Source organism: Frankia tisae (genome assembly GCF_025403405.1).
In the GTDB taxonomy this organism is placed as follows: domain Bacteria; phylum Actinomycetota; class Actinomycetes; order Frankiales; family Frankiaceae; genus Frankia; species Frankia tisai.
On the sequence record NZ_JANEZT010000155.1, the window covers coordinates 1 to 14592 of the forward strand.

Sequence of the window (14592 nt, forward strand, 5' to 3'; positions counted from 1 at the left end):
GGGCGGGGCAGCGACACTGGTTGCCGGCCGAGCGTGCGGTGGGGACGCGGCCACACGCTCGGCCCGGCGGGTCAGGCCGTGGAACGGGTCAGGCACTGCCGGTCGGAGCGAGTGCGACGACCGGGATGACCCGGGTCGTCGCCGACTGGAACGTCAGCAGGACCGGGAAGGTCTCGGCATGGCGTGCGTAGATCGCGTCCCGCTCCGCGCCGTGAATCTCGGTGGCCGTCAGCCGGACGGTGTCGCTGCCGATCTCGGCGGTGACCTCCGGATGTGCGCGCAGGTGCCGCAGCCACCGCGGATCCTCGTCGAGGCCGTCGTTGATGGCCAGCACGACGCAACGGTCGGCGTCGGCGTCGGCGAAGTAGCTCAGCGGCACGATGTGCGGCTTGCCGTCGGCATCGTGGCCGCTGTGCAACAGCAGCCTCGTGGGCCCGGAGAACCTGCCGGTCGGCTTGCCGCCGGTGGCCCGGTACTCGGTGATGTAGTCCTCGATGTCCTGGGCGGTGAAGGTCTTCTTGCTCATCGCTTCCGCTTTCTCTTCCCGGCTGGTGACCCGGCGATCGGGCTGATTCGACGCCCGGCCGGGCGCTTGGCTGCTCGACCGGACATGCTGAATACGGGACGAGCCGGGCCCGACTCCGCGGGACCTTCCTCCCGCCGGCGCCTGCAGTCCGGCCCGCGGCCGGACGGCAGTCTGACCCTTCAGCCGGTCACACCGGATGCCGCCGGCGACGGCACGCAGGTGGCCGCCGGGGAATGCGGCCGGGCAGCGGGGGATTGACCTGGAGGTGAGTGTTGCTGACGACGTCCTTCCCCTGGCGGTTCTCGACTTCGTCGGGATCGAGCATGGCGAGAGCCCGAGTGCCGCGATCGCCGGCGCGGTGAGCATCGCCCAGGCCGTCGAGGCGGCCGGCTATCGGCGGTACTGGGTCTCCGAGCATCACAACATGACCAGCCTGGCCTGCAGTGCCCCGGAGCTGCTGACCGCCCACGTCGGCGCGCACACGTCGCGGATCCGGGTCGGCGCGGCCGGGATCATGCTGCCCAACCATGCGCCGTTCAAGGTCGCCGAGACGTTCCGGACCCTGCTGGCGATGTACCCGGGGCGGATCGACCTCGCGCTCGGTCGGGCGCCGGGGACCGACCCGCTGACGGCGCACGTGCTGCGCCGGGGCGTGTCCGCCGACGCGGGCGCCGAGTTCCCGGGGCAGGTCGGCGAGTTGCTGGCGTTCCTCGGTGACGGCTTCCCCGCCGGCCATCCCTACGCGCAGCTCGTGGCCGCGCCGCTGGTCGAGGAGCGGCCCGAGCTGTTCGTGCTGGGGTCGAGCCCCTACGGCCCGCGCTTCGCCGCCGTCAACGGCCTGAGCGCGGTGTTCGCGCACCACATGAGCCCGGACCTCGCCGTCGAGGCGCTGCGGGCCTACCGGCGCGATTTCACCCCGCGCACCGACGGTGCGACGCCGTATTCGGCGATGTCCGTGCTGGCCTTCGCCAGCGACGACGACGAGGCGATCGGCGACTTCGAGGCCGCCTGGGCCCTGATGATCCAGAACATCACCCGCGGGATCCGCGAGCCGCTGCGGCCGGAGGACGTCCGCGCGTTCGCCCGCTCGCCGCAGTTCCGCGCGACCCGCCGCGACGACAGTCGGATGGTGACCGGCGAGCCGAAGTCCGTTGCCGGTCGGCTGCTGGAGCTCAGGCAGGAAGCCCAGGTCGACGAGATCGTCGTCGTCACGCCGAACCTCGACCGGGACCGCCGCCGGGACAGCTTCGCCGCCCTCGCCGACGCCTGGCGCCAGGTGGCGTGAGCCGGCGCCGGAACCGGGGGGCTCTCGCCGGCCGCCCGGTCCGGGCCGGGCGGCTCCCGCTGACCTCGGAGTGCTCCGAGACCGGTCACTGAACCTGGATGGCGACCCGGTCGCGCCCGCCGCGCTTGGCCGTGTACAGCGCGTTGTCGGCGCGGGCCAGCAGGTCGCGCAGGCTCGTGTCGGCGGGCGACCGCGGGGTGACGCCGACGCTCAGCCGGATGTCGAGACGCCCGACCGAGGTGTCGACCGGGTCCTGCGCGAGCGCGTCGCGCAGGCTGCGCCCGAGGGCCGCGGCGATGGTCACCGGCCCGGATACCAGCACGGCGAACTCCTCCCCGCCGACCCGACCGACGAGGTCCTCGTCGCGGAACGCCAGCCGGATACGTCGGGCGACCTCCGTCAGGACCTCGTCGCCGACGCAGTGTCCATGGGCGTCGTTGACCTGCTTGAAATGGTCGATGTCGATCATCGCCGCGCTCACCGGCCTGCTCGCGGCGGCATCGGCGACGAACGCATGCTCCGCCTGCTCGAAAAACTGTCGCCGGCTGGCCAGACCGGTGAGCTGGTCGGTGGCCGCGAGGCGCTGCACCTTCTCGAACAGCCACGCGTTCTGATAGCCGACGACCACCTGGTCGATCACGGTCTGCGCGATCTGGACCCGGGTCTCCCCGTAGCAGCCGGGTGTCCGGGAGGCGAGCACGACCACCATCTCGATGCCTTCCCGCAGCGGGACGGGCGCGGCCAGCCAGCTGCGGGCCGCCTGCCCGCCGCCTGGCAGCTCGATGGTGCCGTCGTCGGCGACGACCTCGAGGCGGTCGAAGGCACGCGTGACGGGGTCGTCGGCCGCGAGGCGCAGTTCGGTACCGACGACCCCGTCCGCCACCTCGCCGTGCATCGAGCGGATCCGGACGGTTCCGGACACCCGGGTCAGCACCCAGGCGACGTCGAACGGCAGGACGTGCCTGGCCGCTGCCAGCACCCGCCTGAGGATCTCCTGGGTGTTCAGGGTCGACGTCGCCTGCAGCGTGACGTTGCGCATCGTCTCGGCCAGGTCCCGCGCCCGGCGTTCCGCCGCGACGACCGCCTGCAGGCGGGCCGCCTCGGCCATGTTCAACGACAGTCCCACCTGCTTGGCCAGCGTGATCAGGATCCGGGCGTCCTCGGAGTCGAACAGTCCCTTGGCGACCCGGCTGTCCACGTAGATGACGCCGCTGCGGCCGCCGTCGAACGGAACCGGCGCGGCGAGGATGCTGCGCAGCCCGAACTGGACGGCGCTCTCCGAACCGAGCGCGGCACCCTCGTCCGTGCCCGTGACCACCAGCGGCCGCTGCTCGGCCTGGACGCGTTCCACGACGGTCGTGGCGATGCCGCGCGCTCCCTCGTCCGGTCCGAGGTCATCGGTCTGTTCGGCGTGACGCTGCGCGTAGAGCCGTAGCCGCCCCGCGTCGCGTTCGCGGTCGGCCGGGTCAGGCAGCAGCAGCAGCGCCCGGTCCGCCCCGAGAATGGAGATGATCTCGTCGAGGGCCACGGTGGCGACGGATTCCGGCGTCGTCTCCCGTCCGGCCGCCGCGCTCACCTGAAGCACCGCGTCGAGACGGCGCCGGTCCCGGGAGGCGGTTGCCGGGGACGCCGCGCCGCTTGCCTCCGCGAGCGACGGTCTGCGTTCGGTCAGCTCGAACTCGCGGTGCACCTTGTGTTCCCGGCCGATCCAGCCGTATTTGGCGGCCACCTGCGCCGCCAGCTCCGCTTCGGTGGCGGCGCGATCGGGCTCGTCGAGGGCTCGCAGGCAGCGGGCGCGTTCCAGCAGGACGTCGAAGCGGACACGGGGCAGGTCGAGTGTGCGGGCGGCCCGTTCCGCCGTGTCCAAAAGGTCGAGTGCGCCGGCGTGGTCGCCGGCGAGCTGGCGGTCGATGGCTCGCAGTACCCGCAGGTCGGCGGCGAACGGCGGGTAGGTCGCCGCCGAACGGGCCTCGCGCAGCGCGCGCCGCGCCGCTCGGTGACGCTGGGTGCGAACCGGCCCGGGTGGGGTGGCTCGCGCCTGCTCCAACCGGCCGCGCGCCTTGGTGATCCAGAATTTCCGGAAGAACCCGGGCACTCGCCAGGACGGAAGGACGACGGCGTCGCCGGCCTCGACCGCGGCGTCGAAGGTCGGACCGAACTCGTCGTCCTCGATCTCGAGCTCGGCGATGTCGCTACAGATCAGATAGCGGCGTAGTCGCTCCGCCTCGGGTTCGGCGTCGAGCGCGTCGAGCCCGGGATGGGAAACCGGAGGGTAACGCAGAGTGCGGGCTAGTCTTGCCCGCAGGATGGCGAGGTCCGCCTGCACACGGTCACCGTGCGGCCTGATCTCGCAACTGTCCCACGCCTCGCGGTCGTGCCCGCGCAGCGCGAGGCTCCGCACGAGGATCGAGTAGCTGCTGGTGAAGAAGAAGGTCTCGATCCACCGGTGAGCGCGCCGGAACGTGTCCTCGGAGTCCCGCTCACCCGCGACGTTGCGGCCGAGGAACACCAGCGCCGCCGACGTGTACAGGAACGCCTCCGCCCGCAGCACCGGATCCTCGCAGTCCGCCACGAGATCCCGCAGCCGCCTCACCCCGCGCTCCACCACCCGGGCACTGCGGAAGTCCGCCGCGACGAGGACGAAGCAGCCGTGGCAGCGCAGGTACTCCTCGCCCGAACCCAGCCGCTGGGTGGGGCGGACGGCCGACATCATGAAGGCCAGCATCGGCCCGATCCGCCCGGAGATCCATTCGCTCAGGATGCCGATCTCATACAGGCGGCAGCGGATCTCGTGCAGCTCCCGGCGTTCGCCGCGGGCGCCGCCGAACCCCGCCCACGGCCATCGACACGTCATTCCCGCCGCCCATCGGCCCATGCTGACGGCGGCCATCGCCGCGGGACCGGCCGGTATCGCGCGGCCGATCTCGGCGAGGCCTCGGTGGACGTACTCCAGCGCCGCGGCCGTGCGGAACTCGGCGAACTCGACCCCGGCCAGTTCCAGCAGGGCGCGGGCGCGGCGCCGCGGGTCGGGCTGCGAACGAAGCGCGCGGGTGAAATGAGTCCGGGCGTCGGCGGGCGCGAGCGTGCGCGCGGACGCGAGGGCGAAACCCTCCTCGAATTCGGCGTCGGGTTCGAAGCCCGCTTCGTCCGCGGCCGTCTGCGCGGCCCGGTAGAGGGCCACGGCCTCGTAGGGCGCCGGGGTGGCGAGCGCCGCTGCCGCGGCGGCCGCGGTAAGCCGGAAGCGGCGCTCCGGTGCGATCTGCCCGGCGATGGCATGCCGGGCGAGTTCGTACGGGTGGCCGTCACCCCCCGCGTCGGCGGCGTCGAGGACGTCGACGACGCGTCGGTGCGCGGCCGTCCGCTCCTGCGGCCTCATGGTCGACAGCAGCGCCTCGTGGACGCAGTCGTGCACGAAGGACCAGGTCCCGTCCCGGCCGCGGGCGGCGAGTTGATGCGCCTGTGCCTCGGCGGTCGCCATCGAGATCGTGGCGCCGGTCCGGCCGCTCGCGGCGGTCAGCAACGCGAGGTCGAAGCTGCGCCCGATCACGGCGGCGACCTCGAGGACGGACGCGGCGGTGGGGCTCAGCGCGTGCACCCGATGGCGGATCAGGTCGAGGACCTCCTCGGGCAGCGGCAGGGAGTCCAGGCCGGTCCGGTCGAGCGTGAAGCGGCCCCAGTCGGGCTGGACGAGCCCGGCGTCGATCACCGCATGCACGTACTCCGCCACGGCCAGCGGGTTCCCGGACGACCGGACGGCGACATCCCGGGCGAAGGCATGGTCGGTGATCTCGCCCAGGTAGTCGCGGATCACCTCCGCGACCTCGTGCTCGTGCAGCGGCCCGAGCATGATGTCCCAGGCCGTGGCGGATCCGGCCGCCACCCGCAGCGCCGGATCCCGGGTCGAGGTGAGCAGCAGCAGTGGCGCGGGATCGGTCGCGGCCGTGAGGTCCTCGAGGATGCGCCGGTCGGCCGGACCCAGCCAGTGGGCGTCGTCGACCCAGAGGACCATTCCATGGGAGCGGATCGCGAGCCGGCTGAGGAAACCGACGGCGGCCGAACGGAAGCGCGGTTCGCCGGCCTCCGGTTCGCCGGCCGCGCGGTCGACGCCCAGCGTGCGGGCGAGCAGCGGGTGCACGCGGGCGAGCAGCGCCGCGTCGGAACCCGCGGCCGACACCATGCGTGCGACCAGGTCCCGCCGTCGTGGTTCGGGCACGGCCGCCAGGCTGCGCAGGTACCCGTCGATCAGATCGTGTAGCAGGACCAGGGGAGCGGAGGTGCTCGCGGCGCACCGCCCGCGCAGGATGACCGGTCCGTCCACGTCGCCGTGCGAGGCGAGCAGATCCTGGATGAGGAGGGTCTTGCCGGCGCCGGCTTCCCCGATGACCGTCACGACGCCGCGTTCCCCGGCGAGACAGCGCGTCCACGCCTGTCGCAGCAGGGCGCGTTCGCTGCGGCGGCCGATGTGCCGCGTCCGGACCGGCGTGTCCACGTCGGGCGCTGCGGCCCGCTCGTGCGTCGGGTGCGCGGGAACGGCCACGTCCGGCACGAGCGGCGTCAGCGCGGCGACGACGTCCAGTGCGGACTGGTACCGGTCGTCCGGATCCTTGGCCAGCAGCCGACTCACGACCGCGGCCAGTTCCGCCGGGACATCCGCGCGTACCTGCGTCAGCGGACGGGGCGTCGCGACCGCGTGCAGGCGTAGCAGTTCGGCGATGTCGCCGGCCTGGAACGGCGGCGAGCCGGCCAGGCAGGTGTAGATCACCGCACCGAGGGCGTAGAGGTCGGAGCGTGGCTCGACGGGCCGCCGCAGCATGCCGGTCTGCTCCGGGGCGCCGAAGAGAACGGTGCCGACGGCCCGGTCGGTCAGTCGGCCGCCGGCCCGGGTCATCAGGCCGAAGTCGAGCAGCGTGGCCTTCCCGTCCGGTCCGACCATGATGTTGGCGGGTTTGACGTCCTGGTGAACCAGGCCGCGCCGGTGCGCCTCGGACAGCGCCGAAGCCACATCCAGCGCCACCCGGGTGGTCTCGGCGACCCCGAGCGGCCCCGCGGCGATCCGCGACTTCAGCGAGTCTCCCTCGACCAGATCCATGATCAGGAAGGGGTGATCCGCCGTGTGCCCGGCGGCCCGGACCCGAGCTATGTTCGCATGGTTGATGCAGGCCAGGATCGTGGCCTCGCGGGCGAACGCGCGCCCGACCGCCTCGTCGCGCGCCACCGCCCGAAGCGGCACCTTCACCGCATAGTTCCGGCCCTCCCGCTCCGCCCGGTACACGACGGAGTAGGCGCCGCGCCCCAGCTCCTCCCGGATCAGGACGCCAGGTATCCCAACCTGAACCACACAGCGTCACCTCGCCTGCACCTACGCCGACCCTGTTACTTTCCGTACCCACTTGCCCTGTGCTTGGTAACTGTCTCGCGATATGCGGGTGATCGCATGTCGAACCCGCCGCTGCGGGGATTCGCCTCGTCCTCCGGAGCCTGGACCGAGACCGCCGCACAGCGTGGGCAGGTGCGTCCACTCCGTGTATGACGGTTACTGTGCGTTTTGTACCCGATGCGCGGAGACGATCCGGGCGCGCATCGGGCCCGACGTCGACTTCCGGCCCTGTCCGGCCCCGTCCGGGGTCGGACTCGCTGATCTAGCTACGGGTGCGGGGGGTGACGCGGCGGGTGGGGGGAGCGGTGGTGGGGTCGTCCGGCCAGGGGTGGCGTGGGTAGCGTCCCCGCAGCTCCGCGCGGACCTGCGGGTAGCCGGTGCGCCAGAACGACGCCAGGTCGCTCGTCACTGCCACCGGACGCCCCGCCGGGGAGAGCAGGTGCAGGACGACGGGGGCGCGGCCGTCCGCGACGGCCGGGACCCGCTCCCAGCCGAACACCTCGGCGACCTTCACCGCGAGGACGGGGCCGTCGGGGCCGCTGTAGTCGAGGCGCACCCGCGACCCGCTCGGCACCTCCAGCCGCTCCGGCGCCAGCGCGTCCAGCCGGGCGGCCTGCGGCCAGGGCAGCAGACGGCGTAGCGCGTGCCCGGCGTCGAGGCGTTCGAGGTCCGCGCGGCGGCGCACACCGGCGAGATCAGGTCCCAGCCAGTCGGGCGCGGACCCCAGCAGGGCGGCGTCGTCGACGTCCGGCCAGGGGTCGCCGAGGATCCGGTGGCAGAACGCGAGCCGTTCCCGCAGCCCCACCGCGTCGCGGGTCCAGCGCAGCGCCGCCAGCCCCTCGCGGCGCAGGCCGTCGAGCACCGCGGCTTCGAGCAGGGCCGGATCGGGCCTGGCCAGCGGGCGTTCGGCGAGGACGATCGCGCCGAGGCGCTCCACCCGGCGGGCGACGACGTCACCACCGGACCAGGCGACCTCGTCGACGGTGCCCAGGAGGACGCCACCCGCCTCCCGCGCGGTCGCCGCGTCGAGGGCGACGGCCAGGCGCACCCGCGCCGACGTGCGCCCGGCCCCACGGTCCGCGACCGCGACCGCCAGCCAGCCCGCGCCGGTGAGCGCCGAGCCGGCGGTCAGCTCCGCGGCCGTCCCCCCGGCCATCAGGTACGTCGTACCGCCCGGGACTCGGGCCCGGGCGAGCCGTTCGGGAAAGGCGAGCCCGACCACGAGCCCGGCCGCAAGGTCGTCGGCGACACCGCCACCGAGCGGTCTGCGCCCTGCCGCATGGTCGTCGGTGATGTCGCCGCCGGACGGTTCGCCGCCGGCGGGTCCGGCGGGTTCGGCGACCGAGCGCAACCGCCGGGCCTCGTCGCGCCAGCGGGCGGAGGCGGCCCGGTCGGCGTCGCTGCGCAGGCGGCGCCAGGCGGCGAGGAGATCGTCGGACCCCGAACCCGGCCCGCCGCCGCCCGCGGGACCGTCGCCCGACAGGATCGCCACGATCTCGGCCGCGCGCCGCACGCCGACGACAGGAGCGCCGTCGAGCAGGGCGCTGGCGAGCCGGGGGTGGACCCCGACGGCGGCGATCGAGCGTCCTCGCCGCGTCACCCGACCGGTGTCGTCGAGCGCGCCGAGCGCCCGCAGGGACGCCCCGGCGGCGTCCATCGCGCCCGTCGGCGGGTCGCTGAGCAGCTCGAGGCCGACGCCGCCGGGATGGCCCCAGACGGCGAGGTCCAGGGCGAAGCCAGTCAGGTCGGCGACGGCGATCTCCGGTTCGGCCTGTGCGGGCAGCCGGTCATGCTCGGCCGCGGACCAGCAGCGGTAGACCCGGCCCGCAGCCTCCCGCCCGGCCCGCCCGGCGCGCTGCCCCGCCGACGACCGGGACACCCGCACGGTCGCCAGGGATCCCAGTCCCCGGGCATGATCCATGCGCGGTGATCGTGCCAGTCCGGCGTCGACGACGACCCGGACCCCGGGCACCGTGAGGCTGCTCTCCGCCACCGCGGTCGCCAGCACGACCCGGCGCCGTGGCCCGGGGCGCAGGGCCGCGTCCTGTGTCCCGCCGGACTGGCGGCCGTGCAGGGTGAGCACGTCGACGGTGTCGCGGTGGCCTGCGAGCCGGCCGGCGACCGCGGCGATCTCGCCGGCGCCGGGCAGGAAGACGAGCACGTCCCCGGAGGTCTCACGCAGGGCGCGCCCGACGGTCGCGGCGACGTGGTCGAGCAGCCGCGGGTCGACCCGCAGGCCGTGCGCGGGCGTGATCGGTCCCGGCGGGGGAGCCCAGACCACCTCGACGTCGAACAGGGCGGCGTCGGCGCCGACGACGGGGGCGGGCAGCCCCGGTGCGCCGAGCACGCCGGCCAGCCGCGGGGTGTCGGCGGTCGCCGAGGTCGCGAGCAGCAGCAGGTCGGGCCGCAGCGCCGCGCGGACGTCGAGCAGGAACGCGAGCGCCAGGTCGGCGTCGAGGTGGCGCTCGTGGCACTCGTCGAGGATCACCGCACCGGTCCCGGGAAGCTCCGGGTCGCGTTGCAGCCGCCGGACGAGGACCCCCGTCGTGACCACCTCGACCCGGGTGGACGGCCCGACCCGGCGTTCCCCGCGGATCGTGTAACCGACGGCGTCGCCGACCTCACCGCCGACGAGCCAGGCCATCCGCCGGGCCGCCGCCCGTACCGCGATCCGCCGCGGCTGGGCGACCACGACCCGGCCGGTGACCTCGTCGGCGAGCGCGAGGGGGACCAGCGTCGTCTTGCCCGTGCCGGGCGGTGCCACCAGCACCGCGACCCCGCCCGGGTCGGACCGGCCGGCGCCGGTCAGGGCGGCGGTGAGCGCGGGCAGGACGTGCCGCACGGGCAGGTCCGCCCCGATGACCGCGCGATCGGGCAGCATGCGCCCAGTCTCCTCGGGCGCGGCGACGCCGAATGTGCCGGGAGTCGCCGAGCGTGCCGGGAGACGCGGCGAGTGCCAGGAGGTGCGGCGCAGGCCGGAGGATGCGGAGCGGGCAGCGTCCGCGACGCCATTTTCTGGCAGTCATCTGCCAGAAAATCATGGACGGTGGGGCGAGTGGTCGCTAGTGTCCCGGTCGTCGGACACCGGTGGCGTCCTGGGACGGCCGGTTCTCGCCGAGGAGGGAAACCAGACGTGGCCCACGCGCTGTTCCTGGTCCTGAGCAATCCCGTCGACGGGCGGGACGACGAGTACAACAAGTGGTACGACGAGGTGCACATCCGGGACGTCTGCGAGGTTCCCGGCGTCGTCGCCGCCCAGCGTTACCAGGTCCGGCCGGACATCCCGCCCGCCGACGTCGAGCCCGGTGACGGTCGCCTGCCACAACGGCACCTGGCGGTCTACGAGCTCGACGACGATCCGGCGAAGGTGTTCGGGGAGTTCCTGACCCGGGTGGGCGACGGGCGTCTGCCGCTGAGCGACACCCTGGACATGTCCAGCGTCGTCATGTCGGTCTGGGAGCCCGGCGCCCGCTGGCCGGTCTGAGCCGCCGCCCGGGCGGTCAGTCCTGCGCCTGCGGAACCCGGCGGACATCGCGGCCGGCGGGGGCAAGGCGGAACAGGGCGGCGGCGTGCGGCGCGAGGGCCACTGGCAGCGCGCCGTCGGCGATGGTGGTGCTCGTGCCCGTCCACAGGTCGGTGGCACGGTAGCCGGCGGTGGCGGTGGCGGTGGCCGGCAGGGCCAGCTCGGCCCCGGTGAGGGTCGCCGCGCGGGGGGAGTCGCCGCGGTTGACGGCCAGCACGGCCGTGTCACCGTCGGCCAGCGGCCGGGTCCACAGCGCGAGGCCGTCGCCGCGGGGCACCGGGACCGGCGCGGCGCCCAGCGGGTCCTGGTCGATGGCGAGCACGGCCGGGTTCGTGAGGATCGCGGCCGTCGTCGCGGTCATCCTGGTGAGATCGTTGCCGGCGAGCAGCGGGGAGGCCAGCATCGACCAGATGCTCATCTCGGCGCGGGCCTCGGTGTCGTCGAGGGAGGCCGCCGGGGTCCCGGTGGCCAGGCCGGCCAGCTGGCGCACCACGGGATTGGCCGCGGCCGGGGTCAGGCCGATCGCCAGCATGTCCAGGTCGTTCCAGCGCCCAGGGCCGCCGTCGGGCTCCCAGGCGCGGGCGGCGTCGAGGTTGTCCGTCGTGCAGACGCCCGGGTAGCCGTCCATCGGCTCGGTGGTCGCCCAGCAGGGGGCGTGGTCGTTGGTGACCCGCCACAGGTGGGCGACCCGCGGCGCCCAGGTCCACGCCCGCACGGCCGCGGGATCGCCGTCCGAGGACGGGTTGATGCTGAACACGACGGGCCGGCCGGTGGCGTCGAGCGCGGCGCGCATCCGGGCGAAACCGGCGATCAGCCACCTGCGGGCGTCGGTGCCGCCCGGGCGCAGGCCCGGGTAGCCGCAGGCGTCGTACTTGAGATAGTCGACCCCCCACGCGGCGAAGGTGGCGGCGTCGGTGGTCTCGTGGCCGAAGCTGCCGGGCAGCCCCTGGCAGGTGGTGCGGCCGGGGGAGGCGTAGAGGCCGAACTTCAGCCCGCGGGCGTGCACGTAGGCGGCGAGGGCGGCGATGCCGGCGGGGAAACGCTCGGGATCGGCGACCAGGCGCCCGTCGCTGCCGCGGGTCGGCGCCATCCACCCGTCATCGACGATCACATACCGGTAGCCGGCGGTGCGCATCCCCGAGCTGACCAGGGCGTCGGCGGCGGCCCGGATGTCGCCGTCGCGCACCTCGCCGCCGAGGGCGTTCCAGCTGTTCCAGCCCATCGGCGGGGTGCGGGCGAGGTCCGCGGAGACCTGCCGGTTCGCCGCCGAGCCGGCGACGAGCGGAACGCCGCCGCCGTCGCCGCCCAGGCCCACCAGCAGCAGGCATCCGACCAGCAGGCTGAGGGCCGCGGTGGCACGCGCCGCGCGGCGGCGGACCGGGCTCGGCCACCCCCCGCGCGCCGCTCCACGTTCCCGGCGAAAGGCCCCCTCGGCGGGGGGCTCGTCCGCGGCGTGCGACCGAGGACCCGCAACGGTCACGGCTACCATCCTGCCGGTCGGATGTGCGTTCCAGCCCGCCCCACGCCGACGGCCCGGTTGCCGCCGTCAGTTTGCCGCCGTCAGTTTGCCGCCGTCAGTTTGCCGCCGTCAGGTGGCCGCCGTCAGTCCACGGCCCACGGGACTCGGTTCGGGTCGCGGCCGAGGAGACGGGCGACGGTGTCGCGGTGCACCTCGTCCGGGCCGTCGTAGATCCTGGCGTAGCGGGCCCGCCGGTACATCGCGTCGAGCGGGGTGTCGGCGGTGACGCCGAGGGCGCCGTGGACCTGGATGGCGCGGTCGATCACGTCGTGCAGCAGGTGGGCACCGCGGACCTTGACCAGGCCGATCTCCACTCGGGCCCGGGAACCGGAGTCGACGGCCTGCGCCGCGGCGATGACCGCCGCGCGGTGGTAGAAGATGTCGGCCGCGGACTCGGCGATGTGGCGGCGGATCTCGCCCTTGTCGATCAGCTTCGACCCGTGGGCGAAGCGCTCGTTGGCCCGCGCCACCATCAGGTCGAACGCCCGCTCCATCTGGCCGAGCCAGCGCATGGCATGGAAGATCCGCCCCGGGCCGAGGCGCTTCTGCCCGATGACGAACCCGTCGCCGCGCGCCCCGAGCAGATTGGCGGCAGGCACCCGCACGTCGGTCAGCCGGATCTCGCAGTGATCACCCATGATCGAGTGCTCGGTGCCCAGCGTCGGCACGGAACGGACGACCTCGTAGCCGGGGGTGTCGGTCGGGACGATGATGGCCGAGACCCGCCGGTGCGGCGCGGCCTCGGGCTCGGTCACCGCGAAGACCGTCGTGAACGCGGCGATGTTCGCCCCGGTGGTGAACCACTTGTGCGCGTTGACGACCCACTCGTCGCCGTCGAGCACCGCGGTGGAGGCGATCAGCGTCGGGTCCGACCCGGCGACCTCGGGCTCGGTCAGCCCGACGGACGAGCGGATCTCCCCCGCCACCAGTGGAGCCAGCCAGCGTTGCCGCTGCTCGGGGGTGCCCTGTTCGTGCAGCATGAGCGAGTCCTGCATCGACCAGGTGCCCAGTGCCTTCTGCCCGTAGAACGACCGTCCGATGATCTCGTTGAGGTGCGCGGTCTGCAGGAACGACAGCCCGCCGCCGCCGATCTCCGTCGGGTGCCCCAGCGCCCACAGCCCGCGGCGCTTGGCCTCGGCGCGCAGTTCCCCCAGCCGGGCGGTGGCCGTGGCGTCGCCCCGGTCCAGGACGGGCTCGGCCGGGATGACCTCGTCGTCGACGAACTCCCTGACCTGCCGGCGTAGCTTCACGAACGTCTCGTCCACCGGGCATGCCTCCTGATCATCGAGTGGAGCCACCGCGGGTGCGCCCTGGAGCGGGGACGTCGCCCAGCAGGTCGCGCGCCTCGTCGAGATGGAGCAGGACCGCCTCGCCGACGGCGCCGGCGCCCGCGCCCGCCTCACCGCCGTAGCGTCGCTGCCGCAGGTACATCGCGTCCTTGATGACTGCCGCCCGCCAGTGCTCGAACGCCAGGTAGTAGCGCAGGTTCGTCACGTCGGCCCCGGTGAGCGCGGCGTACCGGGCCGTCAGCGCCGCGCCGTCGGCGAACCCGGGGCGGCGGGCGATCAGCTGCGCGGGATGGGTGACCCGCCCGCGGCTCGGTTCCCAGTACACGAGCAGGTGCGCCAGGTCCGTCAGCGGGTCGCCGACCGTCGACAGCTCCCAGTCCAGCAGCGCCTGGATGCGCACCTGGCCGGTGAGGTCGAGCACGACGTTGCCGAGCCGGTAGTCGCCGTGGACCAGCGTCGAGCGGGCCTGGGTCGGCACGTCCCGCAGCAGCAGCGTTCCCAGCTCCTCGACCTGCGGCAGATCACGGTGCTCGACGGAGCGCCACTGACGCAGCCAGCTGTCGATGCGGCGGCCGACGAATCCGCCCGGGCGGCCGGCCGAACGGTCGGTGAACCCCTCGACCGCCAGCGCCCGCCAGTCGACCGCGTGCAGCGCGGCCAGCGTCTCGACCAGGCGGGCGCAGCACTGGTCGGCCTGGTCGGCGTCGAGCTGGCCGGCATCGGACGGGCCGTGGATGACCGCCCCGGCGGCGAAGTCCATCAGGTAGCAGGGGGCGCCTGCGACGTCGTCGCCGCCGTGGAACCCGTGCACGCGGGGGACCGGTATCCCGCTGCCGTGCAGCCCGGCGAGGATGGTGAACTCCCGGTGCATGTCGTGCGCCCGCGGCGCCACGTGCCCCATCGGCCGGCGACGCAGGACGTACGGCCGGTCGTCAAGGCGGACCAGGTAGGTGAGGTTGGACGCGCCGCCGGCGAGCAGGCTCACCGACAACTCGCGGTACGGCGGTACCACCTCCGACAAGAAGGCGCCCAACGCCGCCTCGTCGACGAGCGCGACGGGGTCCGCGGGTGAG

The 14592-nt window shown here is 74.1% G+C and carries 8 protein-coding genes; 2 read left to right on the forward strand and 6 right to left on the reverse strand.

From position 1 onward, the window contains the following. Positions 1-88: 88 nt before the first annotated feature. Positions 89-526 carry a nitroreductase/quinone reductase family protein gene (locus NBZ85_RS16090; protein ID WP_261559400.1) on the reverse strand — a complete coding sequence of 146 codons (438 nt, stop codon included), beginning with the start codon at positions 524-526 and terminating at the stop codon, positions 89-91. 265 nt (positions 527-791) lie between these two features. Between NBZ85_RS16090 and NBZ85_RS16095 the strand changes: the two genes are divergently transcribed. Beyond that, positions 792-1811, forward strand: coding sequence for an LLM class flavin-dependent oxidoreductase (locus NBZ85_RS16095; protein WP_261559401.1), 1020 nt, complete (start codon positions 792-794; stop codon positions 1809-1811). Positions 1812-1896: 85 nt separating this feature from the next. Here the strand turns inward: NBZ85_RS16095 and NBZ85_RS16100 are convergent, their stop codons facing one another. Together NBZ85_RS16100 and hrpB are read right to left on the reverse strand one after the other, a co-directional pair. Further along, the gene (locus tag NBZ85_RS16100; protein WP_261562151.1) at positions 1897-7149 is read right to left on the reverse strand and encodes a diguanylate cyclase; all 5253 of its coding nucleotides are present in this window, start codon (positions 7147-7149) and stop codon (positions 1897-1899) included. 301 nt (positions 7150-7450) lie between these two features. Next, positions 7451-10069: an ATP-dependent helicase HrpB gene (hrpB, locus tag NBZ85_RS16105; protein WP_261562152.1), complete on the reverse strand. Its 2619-nt coding sequence runs from the start codon at positions 10067-10069 to the stop codon at positions 7451-7453. A gap of 252 nt (positions 10070-10321) precedes the next feature. On the opposite strand from hrpB, the gene NBZ85_RS16110 reads away from it, so the two are divergent. Next, positions 10322-10672 carry a hypothetical protein gene (locus tag NBZ85_RS16110; RefSeq protein WP_261559860.1) on the forward strand — a complete coding sequence of 117 codons (351 nt, stop codon included), beginning with the start codon at positions 10322-10324 and terminating at the stop codon, positions 10670-10672. Between the two features lie 16 nt (positions 10673-10688). On the opposite strand, the gene NBZ85_RS16115 is transcribed toward NBZ85_RS16110, so the two are convergent. From NBZ85_RS16115 to NBZ85_RS16125, 3 genes are all read right to left on the reverse strand, one after another. Further along, positions 10689-12191 (reverse strand): glycoside hydrolase family 27 protein, encoded by a 1503-nt coding sequence (locus NBZ85_RS16115; RefSeq protein WP_261559861.1) that lies wholly within the window; start codon positions 12189-12191, stop codon positions 10689-10691. Between the two features lie 122 nt (positions 12192-12313). Then, positions 12314-13495 (reverse strand): acyl-CoA dehydrogenase family protein, encoded by a 1182-nt coding sequence (locus NBZ85_RS32690; RefSeq protein ID WP_261559862.1) that lies wholly within the window; start codon positions 13493-13495, stop codon positions 12314-12316. Between the two features lie 16 nt (positions 13496-13511). After that, positions 13512-14592 (reverse strand): phosphotransferase family protein (locus NBZ85_RS16125; RefSeq protein WP_261562153.1); only part of this gene is annotated, 1081 nt, incomplete at its 5' end.